At 45.6% G+C, this 19,522-nt stretch carries 16 protein-coding genes; 7 read left to right on the plus strand and 9 right to left on the minus strand.

What is annotated here, in order from left to right:
* Window positions 1–13: 13 nt before the first annotated feature.
* Both KI659_RS14620 and KI659_RS18690 read right to left on the minus strand, forming a co-directional pair.
* Entirely contained in the window at window positions 14–1,342 is a 1,329-nt protein-coding gene (locus KI659_RS14620; RefSeq protein ID WP_213946110.1) for an SIR2 family protein, read from the minus strand.
* A 617-nt stretch (window positions 1,343–1,959) separates the two neighbouring features.
* Window positions 1,960–2,082, minus strand: a complete 123-nt coding sequence (locus tag KI659_RS18690) for a hypothetical protein (RefSeq protein ID WP_262898499.1) — start codon at window positions 2,080–2,082, stop codon at window positions 1,960–1,962.
* 302 nt (window positions 2,083–2,384) lie between these two features.
* On the opposite strand from KI659_RS18690, the gene KI659_RS14625 reads away from it, so the two are divergent.
* Together KI659_RS14625 and KI659_RS14630 are read left to right on the plus strand one after the other, a co-directional pair.
* Window positions 2,385–3,026, plus strand: coding sequence for a DUF6266 family protein (locus KI659_RS14625; protein WP_213946111.1), 642 nt, complete (start codon window positions 2,385–2,387; stop codon window positions 3,024–3,026).
* A gap of 218 nt (window positions 3,027–3,244) precedes the next feature.
* Window positions 3,245–3,973, plus strand: a complete 729-nt coding sequence (locus KI659_RS14630; RefSeq protein WP_213946112.1) for a hypothetical protein — start codon at window positions 3,245–3,247, stop codon at window positions 3,971–3,973.
* Window positions 3,974–4,086: 113 nt separating this feature from the next.
* Here the strand turns inward: KI659_RS14630 and KI659_RS14635 are convergent, their stop codons facing one another.
* On the minus strand, window positions 4,087–4,632 hold the full coding sequence (locus tag KI659_RS14635; RefSeq protein ID WP_213946113.1) for an SAM-dependent methyltransferase: 546 nt from the start codon (window positions 4,630–4,632) through the stop codon (window positions 4,087–4,089).
* Between the two features lie 187 nt (window positions 4,633–4,819).
* The gene (locus KI659_RS14640; RefSeq protein ID WP_213946114.1) at window positions 4,820–5,455 is read right to left on the minus strand and encodes a fasciclin domain-containing protein; all 636 of its coding nucleotides are present in this window, start codon (window positions 5,453–5,455) and stop codon (window positions 4,820–4,822) included.
* Between the two features lie 161 nt (window positions 5,456–5,616).
* Between KI659_RS14640 and KI659_RS14645 the strand changes: the two genes are divergently transcribed.
* Both KI659_RS14645 and KI659_RS14650 read left to right on the plus strand, forming a co-directional pair.
* Window positions 5,617–5,952: a zinc ribbon domain-containing protein YjdM gene (locus tag KI659_RS14645; RefSeq protein WP_213946115.1), complete on the plus strand. Its 336-nt coding sequence runs from the start codon at window positions 5,617–5,619 to the stop codon at window positions 5,950–5,952.
* Between the two features lie 186 nt (window positions 5,953–6,138).
* Entirely contained in the window at window positions 6,139–7,230 is a 1,092-nt protein-coding gene (locus KI659_RS14650; RefSeq protein ID WP_213946116.1) for an AI-2E family transporter, read from the plus strand.
* Between the two features lie 175 nt (window positions 7,231–7,405).
* Here KI659_RS14650 and KI659_RS14655 read toward each other — a convergent pair whose 3' ends face one another.
* The 3 genes from KI659_RS14655 to KI659_RS14665 all read right to left on the minus strand — a co-directional run bounded on the left by KI659_RS14655 (window position 7,406) and on the right by KI659_RS14665 (window position 13,864).
* On the minus strand, window positions 7,406–9,583 hold the full coding sequence (locus KI659_RS14655; RefSeq protein ID WP_246535430.1) for a M3 family metallopeptidase: 2,178 nt from the start codon (window positions 9,581–9,583) through the stop codon (window positions 7,406–7,408).
* 282 nt (window positions 9,584–9,865) lie between these two features.
* Entirely contained in the window at window positions 9,866–11,536 is a 1,671-nt protein-coding gene (locus tag KI659_RS14660; RefSeq protein WP_213946117.1) for a L,D-transpeptidase family protein, read from the minus strand.
* Between the two features lie 90 nt (window positions 11,537–11,626).
* Window positions 11,627–13,864 (minus strand): FUSC family protein, encoded by a 2,238-nt coding sequence (locus KI659_RS14665; RefSeq protein ID WP_213946118.1) that lies wholly within the window; start codon window positions 13,862–13,864, stop codon window positions 11,627–11,629.
* Window positions 13,865–14,096: 232 nt separating this feature from the next.
* On the opposite strand from KI659_RS14665, the gene KI659_RS14670 reads away from it, so the two are divergent.
* The 3 genes from KI659_RS14670 to KI659_RS14680 all read left to right on the plus strand — a co-directional run bounded on the left by KI659_RS14670 (window position 14,097) and on the right by KI659_RS14680 (window position 15,881).
* A complete protein-coding gene (locus KI659_RS14670; RefSeq protein WP_213946119.1) occupies window positions 14,097–14,612 on the plus strand; it encodes a GNAT family N-acetyltransferase in 516 nt (171 codons plus the stop codon).
* 364 nt (window positions 14,613–14,976) lie between these two features.
* Entirely contained in the window at window positions 14,977–15,447 is a 471-nt protein-coding gene (locus tag KI659_RS14675) for a hypothetical protein (RefSeq protein ID WP_213946120.1), read from the plus strand.
* A 23-nt stretch (window positions 15,448–15,470) separates the two neighbouring features.
* A complete protein-coding gene (locus KI659_RS14680; RefSeq protein ID WP_213946121.1) occupies window positions 15,471–15,881 on the plus strand; it encodes a (deoxy)nucleoside triphosphate pyrophosphohydrolase in 411 nt (136 codons plus the stop codon).
* A gap of 140 nt (window positions 15,882–16,021) precedes the next feature.
* On the opposite strand, the gene KI659_RS14685 is transcribed toward KI659_RS14680, so the two are convergent.
* Together KI659_RS14685 and KI659_RS14690 are read right to left on the minus strand one after the other, a co-directional pair.
* Window positions 16,022–18,121, minus strand: coding sequence for a glycoside hydrolase family 97 protein (locus KI659_RS14685; protein ID WP_213946122.1), 2,100 nt, complete (start codon window positions 18,119–18,121; stop codon window positions 16,022–16,024).
* Window positions 18,122–18,220: 99 nt separating this feature from the next.
* Complete coding sequence (locus KI659_RS14690) at window positions 18,221–19,372, minus strand: methionine aminotransferase (protein ID WP_317195979.1); 1,152 nt, start codon at window positions 19,370–19,372, stop codon at window positions 18,221–18,223.
* Between the last annotated feature and the right edge of the window lie 150 nt (window positions 19,373–19,522).

Here is a 19,522-nt window from a genome sequence, read left to right on the forward strand (position 1 = left end):
GCGCACCGTGGGCTTATGGCTCACGGCCGTCTACTCGATTAGCGATATGCCCGTTGGATGCTGTATCAAGAAATTCCTCAAAGGTTTTGGTGTGAACAACAAATGCACCATCAAAATAGCTATATAGATTTTCTGCAACCTTCTTCGGATTTAAGTTACCTGCTTGCCTATAGGGGAAGAATTTAATTGCAAACTGAAAGTCCATTTTATTCTTGATAAAGCTCGGGTCAACAATCGTTATTTTCAGTTTAGGGTTGTAACGTATCGCGGTTTTCAAACTCTGATTTATATGCTCGTCTCCAAAAGAATAACCTATTATAAAGATCTCGTCTGCGAAGCAGCAATCATCATCAAACGCAGAATACATTTGACGGTAAGGAGTAATGTTAGTTTTCTGAACTTTCTGGTAACCGGTAATAATATTTGTAACTAAAAGCGTCTTTCCTTTTTCAACCTGGAAAGAAGCCGGATTGTTATTGATAGGGAGATTTGGACCCGACGTCAAAACAATTTCTGGGTTCGGCAAATGGTTTTTATCCAAATTCAATACTTCCCAGTAAGCTGAACCATGAAGATTGTAGTGGCAATTGCAATCATTGTCTTTCAATATCTTAGGAACATTTGCTCTTAAACTCTCCCCGACTGGAATATTTTCTCCACAATCAAAACCCTCAAAGAGTGAAACGCCATTTCTCTCCAATAATATCTTAAAAATTCTATCGTAGTTCAATGTGTAAATCCTGAGTACGCTTCTTTTAGAAAGGGATGCTATCCATTTACAGAATTGATTACTAATCGGACTTGAGACGTCAACAACTGAATGCCCGGATGTATGGTAAGCATATTTTGAAATCCTTGCGCTTATATCTGTAAGTATTTCGCTTAGGAGATGTAATAGGAAAAACTGTTGTGGAGTCTCATTATGGTAAGCAAAATCTGAAAACTCATAGTCTTTACCGGCTGGTATTTGCAATTGATAACCATGCTTTATCTCTCCTCCTTTTATAGAGAAGTTGAATATTTCTTTTTCAAACCTTGGGGTCAAAAGGCAACCAATTAGTGAGGGAAGTTTCTTTTCGCTATCAAACCATGAATAATAAACAGTTAGCTCCTCAATCAAATTGATGATAGTTTCAAAATTTATATCATTTTCAGAATAACCGCTTTTGAGTAGTGCCTGGAATAGATATTCCGTTATGGTTGTCTGATTATCTGTTGTTTTAAACCCTGACTTTCGTACCAGGGTAGTTAACTCATATGTTTTTGGGGAATTCCAAGACAAAGTCGCACCAGCACCGAAAAGAATTACAATTCTACCTCTCTGATTGTCATTAGTAAGCATTTGAAATTAAAGTTTGGTCGAATAGGGTTACCGCTAATACTAAAATAAGCCCACCAGTACACTAATTTCTCCAAATCAGCTGGCTTGGTTAACCTATGGTACCCTAATTTTCATTTACCCCCTAAAACTAACCCATTCCCCCTCCCCCCACAATACCGTGATCAGGGTATTTTTACTCAAAACATTGAAAAAGCTTAAGGTTTTATGGGTTAAGGTTAATGGCCTTGATGCCTGCCCACTGCCCACCCATTCCTTTGGCAGTGCTCAACGTGCTATTTGGGAAGTTTAAAGTTTAAAGATTAAGGGGTTAACTTGGGCGGCTCCCCCTCTCCATGCACAGTGCTCAGCGCTCACCTCCCAATGCTCAATTCTGGTTTAAAGTTTAAAGATTAAGGTTTCATGGCTGCTCCCCCTCTCCGTGCTCAGTGCTCAGCGCTCCATGCCCCATACATGCCTAATACTCCTCCTCCAGGCCAGGCATCCCCTTTCCTTCCCGGACATATCCCCGAGCTATGGGTTAGCCTTGCCCACTGTGTACCCACTCCGCTTGCACTGGGGACCCTCTCCGCTCCCACTAGGGGTAAAGGCCTATTGGGTGCAGACTGAAAGCCCCGTCACTACCCACTGATTCCAGGCAGGTTTTGCCTCCCCCATTCCTCCCCCCAGTCTCTGAAATGCCCAACGGTTACCTCATCCCAAAGGGAAAGGGAGGCAAGGGTAAAACCGAAAAAAGGACACATATACGACATTTTTAAACCAAAAGCAAGCGATTTGAAAATAAATATCGCAAAAAGCTTGCGAGATAAATTGATTTTTACTAGTTTTATAAACTTTTTTCCCTATTTTATAGGCCAGTGTTCTAGATATACGGTAGGGCTGGTAAATTTAGGAGAAGAAGGTGGCTTACAAGTACAATTCCAATTACGCTTTATTAACCATTGAATACGGAATAATACGTGTCCGAAGAATTGGCTATGCCTTATATTTTGGATACGGAAGGATTCTCTTTGATTATTTTCTAATTATAAAACTAAGCAAAAACATGGCATCCATAAACAAAAATCAACATATGCCCAACGGAAAAATGGGCAACCTGGTTTACTACAGCATCCACGGCAAACTGTACGCTAGAAAGTACGTGGTTCCGGACATGTCCAACCTCACCAGATCCCAGCTGGACCGCAGGGAAAAGTTCAGGCAGGCAAATGCCTTTACCCTTCCTATCAAAGCGGTGCTGGATTATGGGTTTGTAAATTTCAGAAACGGCAAAAGGTCGCCCTGGAACGAGGCAATGAGCAGGGTCTGCAAAAATGCCTTTCCGACAAACAGCTCCATCCTCTCCCCTTCCAATACCATAGTCAGCGACGGTACTCTCACGGGGATGGACAACGGCCGCTTAAGCTGGAAGGACGATTACTCCGTCCTCTTGGAATGGGACAATAATACGGGCTCGGGCAGTGCCAGGGCCGGGGACAAGGTTTCCCTCCTGCTCTACCATACCGATAGCTATACCCCTTTCTTCCTTCTGGAAGGCAACCCAAGGTCCATGTGCCGGCAGGAACTGGTAGTGGCAAACGCCGCAAAGTTCAAAGGCGCCCTCCATGCCTACGCCTTCTTCACCCGCCAAAACCCGGCGAACAAGCACTATCAGGTGGCGAGGAGTGAGTATTTGGGAGTCGTGTAAGAGAAAAATTAAAGGGACACGGAGTTGCACAGAGTTTAGCACAGAGTTACACCGAGGCTTCTTCGCGGAAAAAAATGTTTTAAGAAAATTTTTCCGCGGTAAGGACTCTGAGAGATTCCGTGTTAAACTCTGCGTGATCCTGCCTGCCTCAGCTATTCACTTTGGCAGTCAGGCAGGTCTGTGTCCTTTTTTAAAATCACTACTAAACTTAAAATCAAATGGCTAAGCAAAGCAGTATCATAGAAATGACCGGGAATATCGGTAAACTCAATTTTTACAAGGACAAGGAAGGTTATAAGGTCCGGCAGAGAGAAGGCGTTAGTAAGGAGCGGATCATGGGTGACAGGAAGTTTGCCCGCACCAGGGAAAACAATGCGGAATTTGCCAATGCCCTGAAAGCAGCCAAACTTATCCGAGGGGCGCTTTATCCCTTCGTAAATACCGTCTGCGATTCAAGGTTTATGCAACGGTTAAGCAAATCTATGGTCCAGACCGTAAAATCCGACCCGGTCAGCAGCAGGGGAAACAGGAGAGTGGCACATGGAGACCTCTCCTTGCTGGAAGGACTGCGGCTTAACGGTGCGACAAATTTGAAGGGTTTATTTCAGCACCATTATCAGGTGCGGAAGGAAGGGGGCAAACTAGATCTCCACCTCCAATCTTATACTCCAGGCCAGTTGAAAGTCCCTGCCAATACCTCCCATTTCAGGATAAGCCTCCGCGCAATTTCATTTGACGTGGAAACGGATTCCGAAGACAAGAAAACTGCCTCCAGCGACTTCTTTCCTGTTGAAATTCCTTTTGAAGGGTTTTCAATGGAACTGGCGACCACAGACTTGCTCCATCCCCAAAAAGTCTATGTAGTGGTGGTGGAGTTTTACCAACAACTGTACCAGGAATACGAACCGGTGGCCAAAGGGAGGTGGAATGTTGGGGAGTTTGTGTGAACTTACCGTTAAAACTAAAAGGTTTCTATCTAATCAAAATAGGTTTCCTTGATTACCATTTTTCAGCCTGTTACCTTGTACTTGGTACCTAGTACCTAGTACCCCAACATATCCTACCTCACTATCCAAAAAAACACCTCATGAACCCTTCCATCCTCCATCTCCACTTTCCTGGTTTGATCGGGGGTCCAATCGCCGATAGGGAAACGGTGGGAGATGATGCGGGTGCCGGCGGGGAGCTGTTGGATTTTGGGGAGGAGCTTTTCGTTGATATCCGGGAAAAGGTAAAGCACCAAAACCGTGGCATCCGAAAAATCCTGCTGGAACAAATCCCCCTGAATGATCGTCACCAACTCTTCAACACCCTTGCGCTCGGCTCCTACGCGGGCCCTTCTCACAAGTTCATCATCGATCTCCACCCCCACCGACCGGATGCCATACCTCACGCTGGCCTCTATGGGAATCCGTCCGTCGCCCGATCCTAGATCATAGAGCACATCCCCATCTTTAATCTCCGCCAATTCAAAAATCACTTCCATCACTTCCTTTGGTGTGGGTACATATGGTACATAATCCGAAAAACCAGGTGAGGTTTCATCCTGGGCTTTTAATGTACCTGTAAATATCAGAATCACAATAGCTGTAATATAAACTCTCATACTTCCTATATAACGATGTAATCGTAAAAAAGAAACCGCTCTCCAAGAAAGCGGTTCTTATTTATTTAATCTTAAATCCGCCCAAGGTGCGTGTGAATCATCCGGGGTGGACGTTGACACTTTTCTAATTATTTAATGCGAAGAGGCCTTTCCTCTCTGGTCTCCCGTCTTCTGTCTCCGGTCTTCTTTACTGCTCTCCAAATCCGGAAGTCATTCCACCAGCTTCAGGAGTCACTACCCCGTCCATAACGTGGATCACGCCGTTGGAGGCTTTCACATCAGGCTTCACAATTCTGGCACCGCCTACGATCACCTCATCAGCAGGTGTGGCTACTCCCTGACCGCCAGCTGTGGCTACGGGGATTTCCAAACCGTCAGCATTTTCGATTACCTGGTTTTCACGGAAATCGGCAGAATGGATTATTCTGGTCAACACGTGGGACTTGGTGATGTTTTGAAGTACAGCCAAATCTTCAGGTTCTGTGATTTGTGTATATTGCTCCTTGGTAAGCTGCTTGAATGCCTCATTGGTTGGGGCAAACACGGTAAGTTCACCGCCAGCCACCTCGGCTGCCGCATTCAGGTCAATTTGTGATTTTTCGATCAATTCCACAAAAATGGAGAAATTGTCATCTTTCTTTAAAAGGGACAACACATCATGTTCTTCTGTGTTTTCTATATCCCCAAAGATGGCTTCGTAATCTACTTCAATTTCTTCCTGCACCATCGCTTGGTTGGTCACGGGGGTGGTCTGGGCTATAGCCGTACCTCCAAAAATCATCATGGCAAATGCCGTTCCGAGCAATTTGAAATTTTTATTCATAATCTTCATGGTTATTGTTTTTTAATTTTGTGGTTAAATAGTTTTCTCTTAAATAATCAATTTTTATACCGTTTTGTTTAATCATTTGAACCGATGGGTTTTACAGCCCTAATTTTTTAGCTGTTTTTATTCAACACCAAGACTGCTTATCTTTGCCCGCTATGGAACAAATCCCCCCTTGCCCCGCCTGCAGCAGCCCTTATGCGTATGAAATGGAGGACAAACTCGTTTGCCCAGAGTGCGCATTTGAATGGAAACCTGAGAAAGAAACTTCTGGAAATGAATTTGTTGTAAAAGATTCCAATGGCAATATTTTGGCGGATGGGGACTCGGTGGTAGTCATCAAAAACCTTCCTGTCAAGGGTGCCTCTGGGCCCATCAAAGCCGGCACCAAAGTCAAAAACATTCACCTCGTAAACTCCGACCACAACATCGACTGCAAAATCGATGGATTCGGGAGCATGGCCCTGAAATCTGAATTTGTAAAGAAAGCTTAGGGTCTACCTTCAATCCATCCTAAACCCCTAACCAATCCCGGAGGGCATATAACGAAGTTATGCCAACCGGGATGCTAAACTCCTCAACCGCCTACACCCATTGAGAGCGGTTTCCAAACTCCAAGGCAGGTAATTTGTTGTATCTGAAGAGAGATACCTTTCTTTTAACCTAAAAGTGAATTACCCATGGGCAGACGCTATATTTTTTTAAAGAAAATAACGCTATTTATAGTATTTTTTATCGTTCTCATATTTGCCTTGAAAGAGGCCCGAAGCTTTTTGATCCCCATCATGCTGGCCGTTCTGCTGGCCTATATGCTTTTCCCCTTAGCGAGTTTTCTGGAAAGAAAATGGCTTCCCAGGATCTTAGCCAACCTGGTAGCCATCCTGTTCAGCATTGGAGTGTTGGTGTTGGCATTTAATTTTATCTCACACCAGGTTTCCGTTTTTGCCGAGGATCTCCCCGACATCCAAAACCAGGCGGAAACAAACTGGGAGAGCATCAAGCGCAATCTCAGCGAATCCACTGGCATTTCTAAAGACAGGATAGATGATTGGGAAAAAGACGTGAGAAGTGTGTACGAAACCTCTGATGCCATGCTCAGGTCGACCTTTTCTACCACCACCAACATTATTGTCCAAACTGGCCTGATGCCTGTGTATATCTTTTTCCTCCTTTATTACAGGGATAAATTCCATGAGGTCATCCTTCAGCTATCCCGTGACCGACGGGAAAAAACGGAGACCATTCTAAAAGAGGTCAACTTGGTGGCTAAGAAGTATATGACGGGTTTGGTAATTGTGGTCTTTATCCTTTCTATTCTACATACGGGCGCCTTCTTGATTATAGGGATCGACTACCCCGTCTTCTTTGGGGTGATGGCAGCCCTGTTTAATTTCATCCCCTACTTCGGGACCCTAATCGGAGCGGTTTTGCCCCTTTCGTATGCTTTTTTGGCCATGGATAGCCTCAGTTATTCTTTCTGGGTGCTGATATACTTCATAGTCATCCAGTTTGTGGAAAACAACATCCTTACCCCCAACATCACGGGCGGATACCTTAGCTTGAATCCCTTTGTCACCATTCTCAGCCTGATACTGGGAAGCATGCTCTGGGGTGTGGCCGGAATGATCCTGATTGTCCCCTTTGTGGCCATGTTCAAAATCTTCTGCGACCACGTATCTTTCCTCAAACCCATAGGCTACTTCCTCAGCGACAAAGGAACGGAGAAGTATGCGCTTTCAGTGGAGAAAATGAAAGGATGGTTTAAAAAATAAGTACGAGGTACGAAATACGAAGTACGAAATGGACATCGCTGTTACGTCCTAAATTAACTTGACACTTTTTGCAAGCCTTTCAATTCATCTCCGCGAAGCAGCCTTTGGGAAACTTCTTTTAAACTTTGTGTCCTTTGTGACCCATTTGCTTCACTTCGTACCTCGTACTTCTAACTTACTGTGGAACCGGGAATCCCCTGTCTCTCATAAGGGCGTCGATGGTGGCATCGCGGCCCCTGAATTTGCGGTAGGCCTCTGCAGGGTCCATGGCGTTACGTGGTGCAAATAGGAATTGTACCAATTTGGCCGCCACATCTTTGTCATAGAAACCTCCTGGAGATTCCGAAAAGGCTTCGGCAGCATCTGACGTCAGTACATCAGCCCATAGATAACCATAATAGGCTGTCGCATATCCTTCACTGGAGAACACGTGTCCGAAGTGAGGGGAACGGTGACGCATCACGATCTGATCCGGCATACCCAGTTCCTTTAGGGTTTCCTTCTCAAACTCCCTGGGATCGATTCCCTCGGGATCTGTGGTATGGTATTTCATATCCATAAGGGCGGAACCCAAAAACTCGGTAGTCGCAAAACCCTGATTGAAAGTAGCGGCGTTTTTGATTTTCTCCACCAGTTCTTGAGGCATGGACTCGCCTGTTTCCTGATGCACCAAGAACCTTTCGATCACCTCATCTGTGGAAAGCCATCTCTCCAACAATTGGGACTGGAACTCCGTGTAATCCCTAACTCCTGAATTCAGGGTTGGGTATTTCACGTCGGCAGCCAAGAAGTGTAAGGCATGGCCAAACTCGTGGAAGAAGGTTTTGGCATCATCCCAAGAGATCAATACCGGCTCACCTGGAGCGGCCTTCACGAAGTTGGAGTTGTTGGAGGAAAGCACCGTTTTCTTGCCGTCAAAGGTGGTGTGGCTTCTGTAGGTAGTAGCCCATGCACCTGATCGCTTGCCCTGACGCGCAAATGGATCCAAATACCAAAGCCCAATGTGCTCCCCGTCTTTGTTACTCACTTCCCATACTTTCACATCCTCATGAAATACAGGTACTGAACCTTCCGGTACAGGCTCAAATTCAAATCCAAAAACTTCTCTTGCTGTGTAAAACAAGGCATCTGTCAGGTTGTCCAGTTGCAGGTATTGCTTTACCTCATCACTGTCCAAATCGTATTTTTCTTTTCTTACCTTTTCTGCATAGTAGCGGTAATCCCAGGGTTCGATGGTGATTCCAGCACCTTCCCTGTCAGCTATGGCCTGCATATCGGCTACCTCCTCCTCTACTCTGGCCAAAGCCGCTGGCCATACGGCCATCATCAGGTCCATGGCCGCTTCCGGAGTTTTGGCCATCCTATCCTGCAGTCTCCATTCGGCATAATTATCATAACCCATGAGGGCTACCCTCTCTTGTCGCAGTTTTAGGATTTCGGCGATGATGTCGTTGTTGTCGTACTCATCTTGGTTGTCCCCTCTGGAATAATAGTTTCTCCAAACTTTCTCCCTAAGCTCCCTTTCATCCGAATACGTCAAAAAAGGATCCATGGAAGACCGGGTGTTGGTAATGGCATATTTACCTTTTTGGCCCCTGTCCTCAGCAGCTTTTGCGGCGGCTCTGACAAGGGAATTGGGAAGTCCTCCAATCTGGTCTTCTTCCAAAAACACTACGTAGTTTTCCTCATCGGCCAGCACGTTGCTGGAGAATTTGGTGTAAAGCTTTGAAAGCTCCATGTTGATCTCGGCATATCGCTTCTTGGCATCAGCATCCAGTTCGGCGCCTTCCATGGCAAAGTTGGTGTAAATCAGATCCACTACTCTTTGTTGGTCAGCAGGAAGTGGGTTATCCCTGGAGTTTTCAAAAACCGTCTTGATCCTGTCAAAAAGCTTCTCGTTTTGGGAGATTTTAGAGGAATAAGCCGATATTTTTGGAGACATTTCCGCTTGGATGGCTCTGAATTCCGGTGTGGAAACGTTGCTGCTCCAGATCCCGTAATACACGAAAGCCCGCTGAAGTGGCTTTCCAGCCCTTTCCATTTCTTCAATAGTGTTTTCAAAAGTCGGTTCTTCCGGATTGTTGGCAATCTTTTCGATCTCTTGCAGATGAAGCTCCATGCCTTTTTCCAGGGCTGGTTTCAACTTGTCAAGCTCCATCTGGTCAAAGGCCGGCACCCCGCCATAGGGTCCCTGAAATTCGGCCAGAAGGACATTCTGGTCTGTTGCAGTTTTTTGCATCTCTTTCTGAGTTTGATTCTGGGTTTGCGCCATCAGCGGCTCCGAAGCGCCCATCACCGCCACCAAGGCCAGCATCCGCATCACCTTGGGGGTAAAAATTGTTCTCTTACTCATCGTTTGGGTTTGTTTGATTACAGGTGTAAATATAGGAGTTTAGAAGTTTATTTCCCGCTGGGTGCTGCGCACAGCGGGAAGGGTTAGAAGTTTAGGGGGGGGGTGGGCTCACGTTATTCGTCTCCGGCTGCGTCTTGGAACGGCTGAGGTGCGGTATGTACGGCAATAATGTCCTGCTGGGCGCGAGAATAGAACAATGATAACCCTGACAACCCAGGTCTGCGAAGCAGGCCGGGACAACAGTCCGAACAGCGGAGCGCATTAGGACGGAGAACCACGCAATTAAAGCACCCCTTTCCTCGGAGGCGCTTGCTTTAAGGCATTGAGCAATGGCTGATCGCGGGAGTAGATGTCTTTGCGGAAATGGACGGTGCCATCCGATTCGGCCCAGGCAGTCATGTAGAGCAGGTGAACCTGGATCGGGTCGGTGATGAAGACCGTCCGCTCCTTACCTTGGGCAATCACGCGGTTCATCTGATCCAAAGTCCATTCGGGCTTGTCCTGAAGCAGGTATTGCGCAAACTCCATCGGCTTACTTATCCGGATGCATCCCGAACTGAAACTGCGGTCGGTATGCACAAAAAGGTTCCTGGTGGGTGTGTCGTGGATGTAGACATTGTTTTGGTTGGGAAACATGAATTTCACATTGCCCAATGCATTGTCCTTTCCCGGGGATTGGCGGATCATGTAGGGGAAATTGCTGCGCGTGACGTTTTTCCAGTCTATTGACTTTGCGTCCACCACCTTGCCCTCACGGGTCAAAACCTGCATGTTTTTGGAACTTAAATATCCGGGATCTTTTTTCACCGCTGGTATCACATCATTCCACAATATCGTAGGTGGAACCGTCCAAGTCGGAGCAAATACCAAATGGTTCATCCTGGCACTGAATACAGGTGTCTGTCTGTAATGCTTTCCCACTATGGCCCGACTGGTGAAGACGATGCTGTCGCTTTCCACCACCTGCATTTCAAAGTTGGCGATGTTCACTTTCACATAGCGCTTGCCCAAATCATCACTCAACCATCTCCATCTTTCCAAGTTGGCCTCGATGTTGGCAATGCGGTCTTCCACCGGAATATTGAGGGCTTCCATAGTCCCCCTGCCGATTACCCCATCCGGCGTCAAGCCGTTCAGTTCCTGGAAGCTTTTAACCTTCTGTTCTAACTTTAGGTCAAACAGATCATCACCCTCGTTATCAGCACTTTCACTCTCTATATTTAACCTTTCTTTTAATAGGGATACATCAGGATGCCTCATCCCTTTTTCCAACTTGGTGGCCGTAAAGTTCACCTTCTGCCAGCCCCCTTGCCGGGCAAATTCACGGTATTTTTTCAACCCCCTTTTCAGGTTTATATATTCTCGGTGTTTGGGGGTGAGGCTTTTTAGGCTTTCCAAAACGTTATCGTTCACAATGGTACTATCCACAAAAGCAGCCAACTCCGGCCTGGCTTCCCTGCCTGCTGCCCTCCATGTAGGGTCTATGGTCTCCCTGTCGGTCTTCCCCTGGGACAAGTGCGTGGAAAGTAACAAGTAGGCATCCGTTAGCAGCAATTCAAGCTTGATTTCATCCTCCAGTTCAACTTCCTTTTGGTCAAAAACCTTGGCTGTCAGTGAATCTATTGCTGCTAAATGATAATCCTCTGGTCGCAATCCGTCGTTCTCGGACTCACGGATGGCCTGTATCATGGCATCAACCTTATTTCTATTGCCCCACTTAGGCAACACGAACTCCTCGTCATCCTCATAAATGGCCGAAATCATGGCCGGATTCAATAGGTTGATATCTTCATAGGGAGAGCTTTCCTGCTGTAGGGTAGCCATATCCTTTTTAAAGCGATCAGAAAAGTCTTTTCGAAGGGCATCATACCCGCAGCTTTTGACAATTACAATAAGGATTGCCACTGCTAGTACCGAATAGAGAAGCCTAAGAGGGAAAGATTTGGGGTTCATTTATTTGTAGGTGTTAAATTTTTAAAGACAGAAGACGGGAGACCGAAAGCCGAGGGGACCAATTACCACCGATGCGTAAACGTGAAAACACTATGTCAAGGTATATTTAATGGTATTTCTCAAGTTTTGGGAGATGGTGGTCATCCATTTGAGCTGATCAGAAATGAGCCTGGTGGTCTGCAGTCCCTTGAGCATGGTCGGCGCAATGGGCCTATCCGACTCCTGCTCCAGTTCCTTGTCTCTGATCCTGCTGAGCCCAGCATACTGATCTTCCAGTTCTCCGAGCACCTGAGGCATGACATCCTCCTTTGTTTGGTCTGCCTTGATATCCCCTTTTTCGATCATATGTATGGCGTCCTGTAAATTTTCCTCAATGTTAAGTAAAGCTTTGTCAAAAGAAAAGTCCGGAAGATTATTCTTGTTGTCCTTGATAAAGGTTCCCAAAGCGGCTGAGGCGGCCAACAAGGTGTGGTTTAACCCCACCACTTTGTACATCTGTATGCCATCCAGCTGCCTGGCTTTGGGTTCCTGACTCATGCGCTGGAAAGCCGCATTCAGATTCCCCATGGCCAGAAAAGCCTGTTTCCGGGCCAGTTTGTAGTTGGTCATGTTGGCCTTGTCCTCATAAAGGTCCCGAATCTGCTGTAGGTAACTCAGGTTGGATTTAAGCGCCGTTAGAATACCAAACTTCACATGGGTAGACTCCCAGGATGGCCAAATAAAGAGAATGGAAAACATGGCTATGGCCGCACCGGTAAGGGTATCAATGATCCTGAAACCAATCACCTCAAAAGCATTGGGCTCGATCAGCACATAAAGGAAAACCACACCGGTTGTAATGAAAATGGATGAGGTCTTGTAATTCTTTTGCATAAAGCTCAGGGCCAGCACAAGACTTAGCAAAGCCAGTATGGCAAAAAATACTGTATTATGTATTAGAAAAACCATTATCCCAGCCACCCCTGCCCCTATCAGGGTTCCGTAAAGCCGCTGCTTGGAGCGCTCCTTGGTAAGGGTGTAACCCGGGCGCATGATTACCACCACCGTCAAAATGATCCAATAGGCATTCTGGACCGGAAAGATCATCCCCAGCACATAACCCAGCAGCATGGCCACCGTTAACCTTGCGGCATGGCGGAAAATCGGAGATTTAAAGTTCAGGTTTTCCTTCAAGATACGGACATCGTAATCCTGCTGGGTGATGAATTTATGCTGGGTGGTAGGATCCAGAGACTGTTTGTCCGTTTCCAGATCAAGCAACACCCTTTCCATGGCCTGCACCTTGTCAATGAGTTTTTCCAGATAATCAATCAAATTATGCATCAATAATGCCCCTTCCCTGGCTTTGGGAAGACCCACCGAATTGACATAGGTTTTGATTTCCTGATTACAGGCCTCAAGCATGGCCTCCCAATCTGGAGCCTGCCCAAAAGACTTTTCCCGCTGCATAAAGGAGCAGGCACGCGACATCCGGGCTGATAATGCGGTCAGCACCTTTTGGAAAGTGGCCAGTTGGTTAGGGTTTCCAGAGAAGAGTTCCTGTATTTTCTGCTGATTCACCGGATTGGCCACCGATAGCTCCAGCATGTCGATCAGTTCAATGAGGATGAGCAGCTGCTTTCTCCTGTAATTGGACGTACCGGATTTTTCTCTTTCGCTCAAAAGAACCGATCTCAGCGCTTCATGCTCTTCGTTTATTTTGACCTGCAGGCCTAAAATCTGTTTTTCCTGGGTTTCATTCTCCTTGGGTGATAGCAGAAGTTCCCCTTTGAGTCCGAGCAGTTGCCCGGTCAGGTTCATGCAGTCGGCAAGCAAGTTGACCGTCTGCCTTTTTTCACTTAGGGGGTGAAATAGGTTGGAAAGGAACAGATACCAGAGGCCTCCGGTGGCAAACATCCCCCCATGAATAAAGACATCCACCCCAAAATGCGGATGGGCAAAGCTGAAAACAATGGTCATCAGTCCCGCAAAGGACACCAAGGAGGCCCGAAAACCATAAACCGATATGATGGAGACGGCAAAGATCACTACCGCCAAAAGTGGTATGAGCAGCCATTGGTTGGACATGGCCAACCCGATAAGCACACTTACCAAGGTGACGGTGGCCGTGGCGGAAAGTATCCCAAAATTCTTGTGCCTCTTGCTTCCCGGCACATCGCTACCCGCCGAAAGCAGCACCCCGATGGCCATACTCAGCGTATAGGGCAATACATCAAAGTTAATTCCGATTACAATCGGGACCACCATCCCAAAACTGGTAATCAAAGCTTTTAAAAAATCTGAATCCTTGTAAAACTGGCTTAAAAATCTACGAGTGGTGCTAAACATGGCCCTTAAATTAAGAAAATAATGTGATTTTTTACAATGTGCCCCATATGCTTCATTTAATAGAAATAATCAGCCAGATAACCGTCTAATCAAAAGAATTGGCATCATTATGGGAATCGTGACCAAGTGCTAACAAACCCATATTTTTCAATATTTTCTTTTTTTATTTAAATTAATATTAAATATTTTTAAAAAACTGCAATAGTAAACCATATTTACCTACCTTCGTCTCATGATAGAAATCAAAAAATATTCAGATATAAATGATGAAGTCAAGATGGAGTTGGAGCAAATGGCCAAGGTGGCTTTTGCTGGAGTACAGATTGTCAAAAACACCACTTGGTCCACACCCCATTGGGTGATCATGAATCGTCAGGATTCTGATATTGCGATGTATTATAATGTGGTGGAAAGGAAGGTCAATTTTGACAATACGCAGATATTTGTGGCCGGAATCAACAATGTAATCACCCACCCGGATTATCAAGGAAAGGGATTTGCCTCCAGAACATTGAAACATACCCGGGATTTCATATTTAACACCTTAAAGGCCGAGTTTGGACTTCTGCTTTGTGGAGATGAACTGGTTGATTTTTACAAAAAGCTGGGATGGCATAAATTTCCCGGAAACCTCATCGTGGAGCAGCCTGAGATAGGTCCCATCCAATGGTCAAGCAATGTCATGCTCATGCCCAAAAGCAGAATCTCCCACTACCAAGAAATCAACCTCAACGGCCTTCCATGGTAGTCCATTGATTAATTAATCACATTTTTCCCTTCATCACCACCTTTCGATTTCCTTTTGAAAGCATTTACTGCAACGGGTCCAAATTAAAAATTTGCCCAAATGACAAACAATTTTTACTTTTGGGGCTGATTTGAGAGAAAAAAAAGTAGTTATTCATCCCTATTGAAAAATTTTCAATAAAATTTAACATCTTTCAAATCCCAAAAAAGAACTTAAACAGCATTAAACTGCAGTTTGCTAAAAAACCGGGAAATCCTAATGACGAGCGTTGGCAATGACAGGCCCTCGACTTCGTTATAAATTGGTATCCCTTATTAATCGTAGTTTCCCAGCAAATGCTACGGCCCATTGTAATTGAAACAGCATGAAAACAGGTTCCCTCTTGGCGGCCAGCTTATCCTTATTGATATTGGCTGCCTGTTCGACTGAAAGAAAGCGCGATGTCATCGTAATGGCAGGTTCCCCAGAACCTGAAGTCATCTTCACCAATTATTCGGGTCTCCCAACCTCCATCGGTAATCAGGTGGAAACCGCTCCGGAAAAAAAGGAAGGTATTGTGAGCCTCCAGCGAGACAAAGTTTGCATGGTAAACAACGCCTACATGAAGGAATTGCAGTTCCCAGTGGAAGTGGGCGAAAAGACTTATTACGGCTGCTGCGAAATGTGCGTCAATACCATCAAAAAAGATCCCAGTGTATTGGTGGCCGAAGATCCCCATACCGGTGCGGAGGTAGACAAAGCAAAGGCATTTATCGTACTCGACCCCACCCATCCCAATGACGGCGTCTTGTATTTTGAATCCAAGGAAAACTATAAGGCTTACACACGGAATTAAAAATCTACAGCAACTACTTTTCTATGATTAAAGTCACCTGTGCCGTTATCATCAAAAACGGACTGATACTGGCAGTGCAAAGGAATGCTACCCAGAGCAATCCTTTAAAGTGGGAATTTCCTGGCGGAAAAATCGAGAACGGAGAATCCGAAACAGACTGTCTTCTTCGGGAAATCCAAGAAGAGCTTGAGATCAAGGTAAAACTTGACCAAAGGCTGACTCCTGTTCAATGCAACTATGAGCGCAATCCCATTGAGCTCATCCCCTATCTGGTCACCCATCTATCGGGCGCCATTCAACTCCAAGAACATATTGATTTCAAATGGCTCCTTCCTGAAGAACTGGAATCAATGGATTGGGCTGATGCCGATCTCCCGGTAGTGCAGGAGGTGTTAAATCTTACTTCTGAAAATTTGATTGAGAGAAGGGTGTAGCCAGTCACGTTTAAAGGATGAATGGCAGTTAACGGAAGAACACCATGGCGTACTTTGTACCTTAAAAAAAAGGCTCCGATTCTAAATCGGAGCCTTTTTTCTAATTTCCTATTTCTAATATTTTTTTATTTCCTTAAATCCTACTTCACACTTATCGCCAATCCCCCTCCACGCGCAACTTTCTGCGTCAAGGTCGTTTCAGAAGTCACCTCCATTTCGGTGATGGTATAGCTTTGTGGGTTTTCATCGTAGCTGGCATCATCCCCATCGGCATAGATTGTAGCGGTGAAAGTTCTGCCTTGCGGTAAGAAACTAAAATCTACCGTGGCTTCTCTTTCGTTTTCGTCGGTTACACTGCCGATGAACCACTCGTCCTTACCTTTTGCCTTTCTGGCAATAGTAACATAATCACCCGGCTCAGCTTCCAGAAAGTGCGTTTCGTCCCAATCCAAGGCCACATCCTTGATAAACTGGAAAGCATCCAAAAATCTCTCATAATTGCTAGGAAGATCCGCAGCCATCTGAAGCGGTGAGTAGATCGTCACATAATAAGCCAATTGCTTCACCAAGGTAGTATTAACCCTACCGTCGCTATTCTCATCGTAATAGGACAAGTCCGTTTGGAAGATGCCTGGCGTGTAATCCATAGGGCCACCCATCATGCGGGTAAAAGGTAAAATGGTGGTATGCTCCGGCGTCAATCCGCCCATAGCCTCAAACTCCGTCCCTCTGGCTGATTCCTGAGCAAGCCAGTTTGGGAAAGTCCTGTGAAGACCCGTAGGCCTTACCGCCTCATGGCTATTGATCATGATACCATAATCGGCCGCACGTCTGGCCACGTGGATGTAATGATTGACCATCCACTGCCCGTCATGGTGCTCACCTCGCGGGATGATTTTGCCCACATATCCGGTCTTAACGGAATTGTAGCCATGATCCTGCATAAACTGAAACGCCCTATCCAACCTTCTTTCGTAATTGGAAACAGATCCAGAAGTTTCGTGATGCATCATGAGGCGCACACCTTTGGACTCCGCGTATTGCTGCATTTCCTCCACATCAAAATCAGGGTAAGGGGTGACAAAGTCAAATACATCTTCCTTCCACTCACCAAACCAGTCCTCCCAGCCAATATTCCAGCCTTCAACCAGAACGGCGTCAAATCCATGTTCGGCGGCAAAGTCCAGATACATTTTCACATTTTCATTGGTAGCCCCATGTCTGCCGCTTGGTTCCAATTGGGAGAAATCATCCTCCAGCTTCAAGTTAGTGGCATCACTGTATGCCCAAGTCTTGCCTTGAGGAACAAACAATTCCCACCACATGCCGATATATTTGACCGGCTTGATCCAGGATACATCTTCATAAGCGGTAGGCTCATTTAGATTCAGGATTAAAGTACTGGCAAGAATGTCGGTAGCTTTATCACTTACAATGACTGTTCTCCAAGGGGTTAAAGCCTCTGTTTGAAGGTAACCCTTGTTGCCCACCGCATCGGGAACGAGATGGGAACTCAACTTAAAATCTGAAGGATCGAGGTTGAGCTGCATAGCCGGATAATTGATCAGGGCAGCTTCGTGAATATTGATATACAGTCCATTGTCGCTTTTCAGCATCAGAGGTGTCTGAACGGCCAGGGTTTCAATGGGATGCTGGGCATGGACTGTATGGGTGGCTTTTTCCATTTTCCCATCCACTTCTGACAATTTGGATGTGGTATAGAAGTATTCGTTGGTGTCGTAATCACCCGGAATCCAGAAGGCCTTATGGTCGCCGGCTAAATGAAATTCGGTATGCTCTTCCGTGATGATGAAATAATTGAGATTTTCCTGCTTTGGAAATTCATAGCGGAAACCAAGGCCATCATCAAATAGACGGAAGCGGATGTGAAGCTTTCTGTCCTCTTCCCCCTGCTGACCCAGAGTCAGTAGTAGTTCGTTATACTTGTTCTGGATTTCCTTGTACTCTCCCCAAAGAGGCTCCCAGCTGTCATCATTGGAGCTGGTCTCTTCGTTTAGAATCTCGAAACCATCCATCATGTCGGCTTGATCTTTCAATTCGAAGCCCATGCCGCTGGGCTTAATTACTGCCTTGCCTTTGTAATCAAGTTTGTAATAAGGTCTCCCCTCTCTGAGTTCCACCTCAAGGGTGAAATCCCCATTGGGAGATTTGAGGGTTTGTGCCTGGACCAGACATCCAAATAGGCACAAAAACAGGGTTAGATAAAATTGTTTGTTCATATTGAGTTATAGGTTTGACTTAAGCAAAGATAAGCCGATTTGGCTAATAGACTACTATTTTGGCAGTTTTAACCCGAACCCAATAAACTTAACCATCGGTTAAATATTTGCCTTTTGCAATCTATCCAAAGCCTGTAATAGCTCTTCATCCCGTTTGGCAAAACAGAACCTCAACATCTTAGGGTCTTGATTTCCAGAATAAAATACCGAAATGGGAATACTGGCCACCTTGTTTTCCTTGGTTAGTCTTACAGCCAGGTCAAGATCAGAACAATCGGTCAGATGCCCATATTCTACCAATTGGAAAAAGCTTCCCTGTGCGGGAAAGAACTTGAATGGCGTGGATTTTAACCCTTCACAAAATAGGTCCCTTTTCTGTTGGTAAAATGCTGATAGTTTAAGATATCGGCTTTCTTCTTCCAAATATTCCGCAATGGCCAATTGCATGGGTGTGGAGGTGCTAAAGGTAAGGTATTGATGGACTTTTCGTAATTCAACCGTTAACGCTTTGGGAGCAATGCAGTACCCTATTTTCCACCCCGTGATATGGAAGGTTTTCCCAAAGGAACTGCAGACAAATGACTTTTTTCTCAACTGGGGATGAGACAGCAGACTCAGGTGTTTTCTCCCATCAAACACAATATGCTCATACACTTCATCGCTGAGGATGTAAATGCATTTATCCTCCACAATCGCAGCCAGTTGGGCCAAATCATCAGAAGTCCAGACATATCCGCTGGGGTTATGCGGCGTATTGATGATGATTAGCCGTGCCTTGTCACTTACCTTGCTTTTCACAAGGTCCCAGTCTATAGAGAAATCCGGCATGGTGAGGGGGATAAAAACTGGAATTCCTCCACTGAGTTCAATAGCCGGCTGATAGCTATCATATGCCGGCTCGAAAACAATTACCTCATCACCAGCATGAACCGTAGCCGTAATGGCGGCAAACAATGCCTCCGTGGCACCAGAGGTAACGGTAATTTCTGAATCTGGGTCGACATTGATAGAAAGCGTTTTTCTGGTTTTCTCGGCTATTGCCTCCCGTAGCTTTGGCATCCCTGACATAGGGGCATATTGGTTATGTCCTTTTTGCATAAAATGGGAAACCAGCTTTTGGAGCTCGGAGTCACAATCAAAACCAGGAAAGCCTTGGGATAAGTTTATAGCCTTCTCATTTTGGGCCAATTGACTCATGACCGTAAAAATGGTCTGCCCTATGTTGGGTAGTTTGGATTTCACTTCAGGGATATTTTGGTGTAAAAAACTTAAATGTGTGTATCCGCTTTTTTGCCAATAAGCACCGGTAACTAATGGAAATATGGCTGAAAGTTAAATTAAAGACCACTTCGGTCTTCCGTCCCAATACTCAAAGGAAAAGAGCCAACTGGCAACATTGCG

Source organism: Litoribacter ruber (assembly GCF_018449405.1).
Classification (GTDB): domain Bacteria; phylum Bacteroidota; class Bacteroidia; order Cytophagales; family Cyclobacteriaceae; genus Litoribacter; species Litoribacter ruber.

Excerpts from the sequence above, each read along its gene's own strand:
- KI659_RS14655 (WP_246535430.1), bottom strand. The coding sequence starts at position 9,583 with ATGAGTAAGAGAACAATTTTTACCCCCAAGGTGATGCGGATGCTGGCC.
- KI659_RS14675 (WP_213946120.1), top strand. The coding sequence starts at position 14,977 with ATGAAAACAGGTTCCCTCTTGGCGGCCAGCTTATCCTTATTGATATTG.
- KI659_RS14665 (WP_213946118.1), bottom strand. The coding sequence starts at position 13,864 with ATGTTTAGCACCACTCGTAGATTTTTAAGCCAGTTTTACAAGGATTCA.
- KI659_RS14670 (WP_213946119.1), top strand. The coding sequence starts at position 14,097 with ATGATAGAAATCAAAAAATATTCAGATATAAATGATGAAGTCAAGATG.
- KI659_RS14640 (WP_213946114.1), bottom strand. The coding sequence starts at position 5,455 with ATGAATAAAAATTTCAAATTGCTCGGAACGGCATTTGCCATGATGATT.
- KI659_RS14635 (WP_213946113.1), bottom strand. The coding sequence starts at position 4,632 with ATGAGAGTTTATATTACAGCTATTGTGATTCTGATATTTACAGGTACA.
- KI659_RS14630 (WP_213946112.1), top strand. The coding sequence starts at position 3,245 with ATGGCTAAGCAAAGCAGTATCATAGAAATGACCGGGAATATCGGTAAA.
- KI659_RS14645 (WP_213946115.1), top strand. The coding sequence starts at position 5,617 with ATGGAACAAATCCCCCCTTGCCCCGCCTGCAGCAGCCCTTATGCGTAT.
- KI659_RS14680 (WP_213946121.1), top strand. The coding sequence starts at position 15,471 with ATGATTAAAGTCACCTGTGCCGTTATCATCAAAAACGGACTGATACTG.
- KI659_RS14650 (WP_213946116.1), top strand. The coding sequence starts at position 6,139 with ATGGGCAGACGCTATATTTTTTTAAAGAAAATAACGCTATTTATAGTA.
- KI659_RS18690 (WP_262898499.1), bottom strand. The coding sequence starts at position 2,082 with ATGTGTCCTTTTTTCGGTTTTACCCTTGCCTCCCTTTCCCTTTGGGAT.
- KI659_RS14685 (WP_213946122.1), bottom strand. The coding sequence starts at position 18,121 with ATGAACAAACAATTTTATCTAACCCTGTTTTTGTGCCTATTTGGATGT.
- KI659_RS14660 (WP_213946117.1), bottom strand. The coding sequence starts at position 11,536 with ATGAACCCCAAATCTTTCCCTCTTAGGCTTCTCTATTCGGTACTAGCA.
- KI659_RS14620 (WP_213946110.1), bottom strand. The coding sequence starts at position 1,342 with ATGCTTACTAATGACAATCAGAGAGGTAGAATTGTAATTCTTTTCGGT.
- KI659_RS14625 (WP_213946111.1), top strand. The coding sequence starts at position 2,385 with ATGGCATCCATAAACAAAAATCAACATATGCCCAACGGAAAAATGGGC.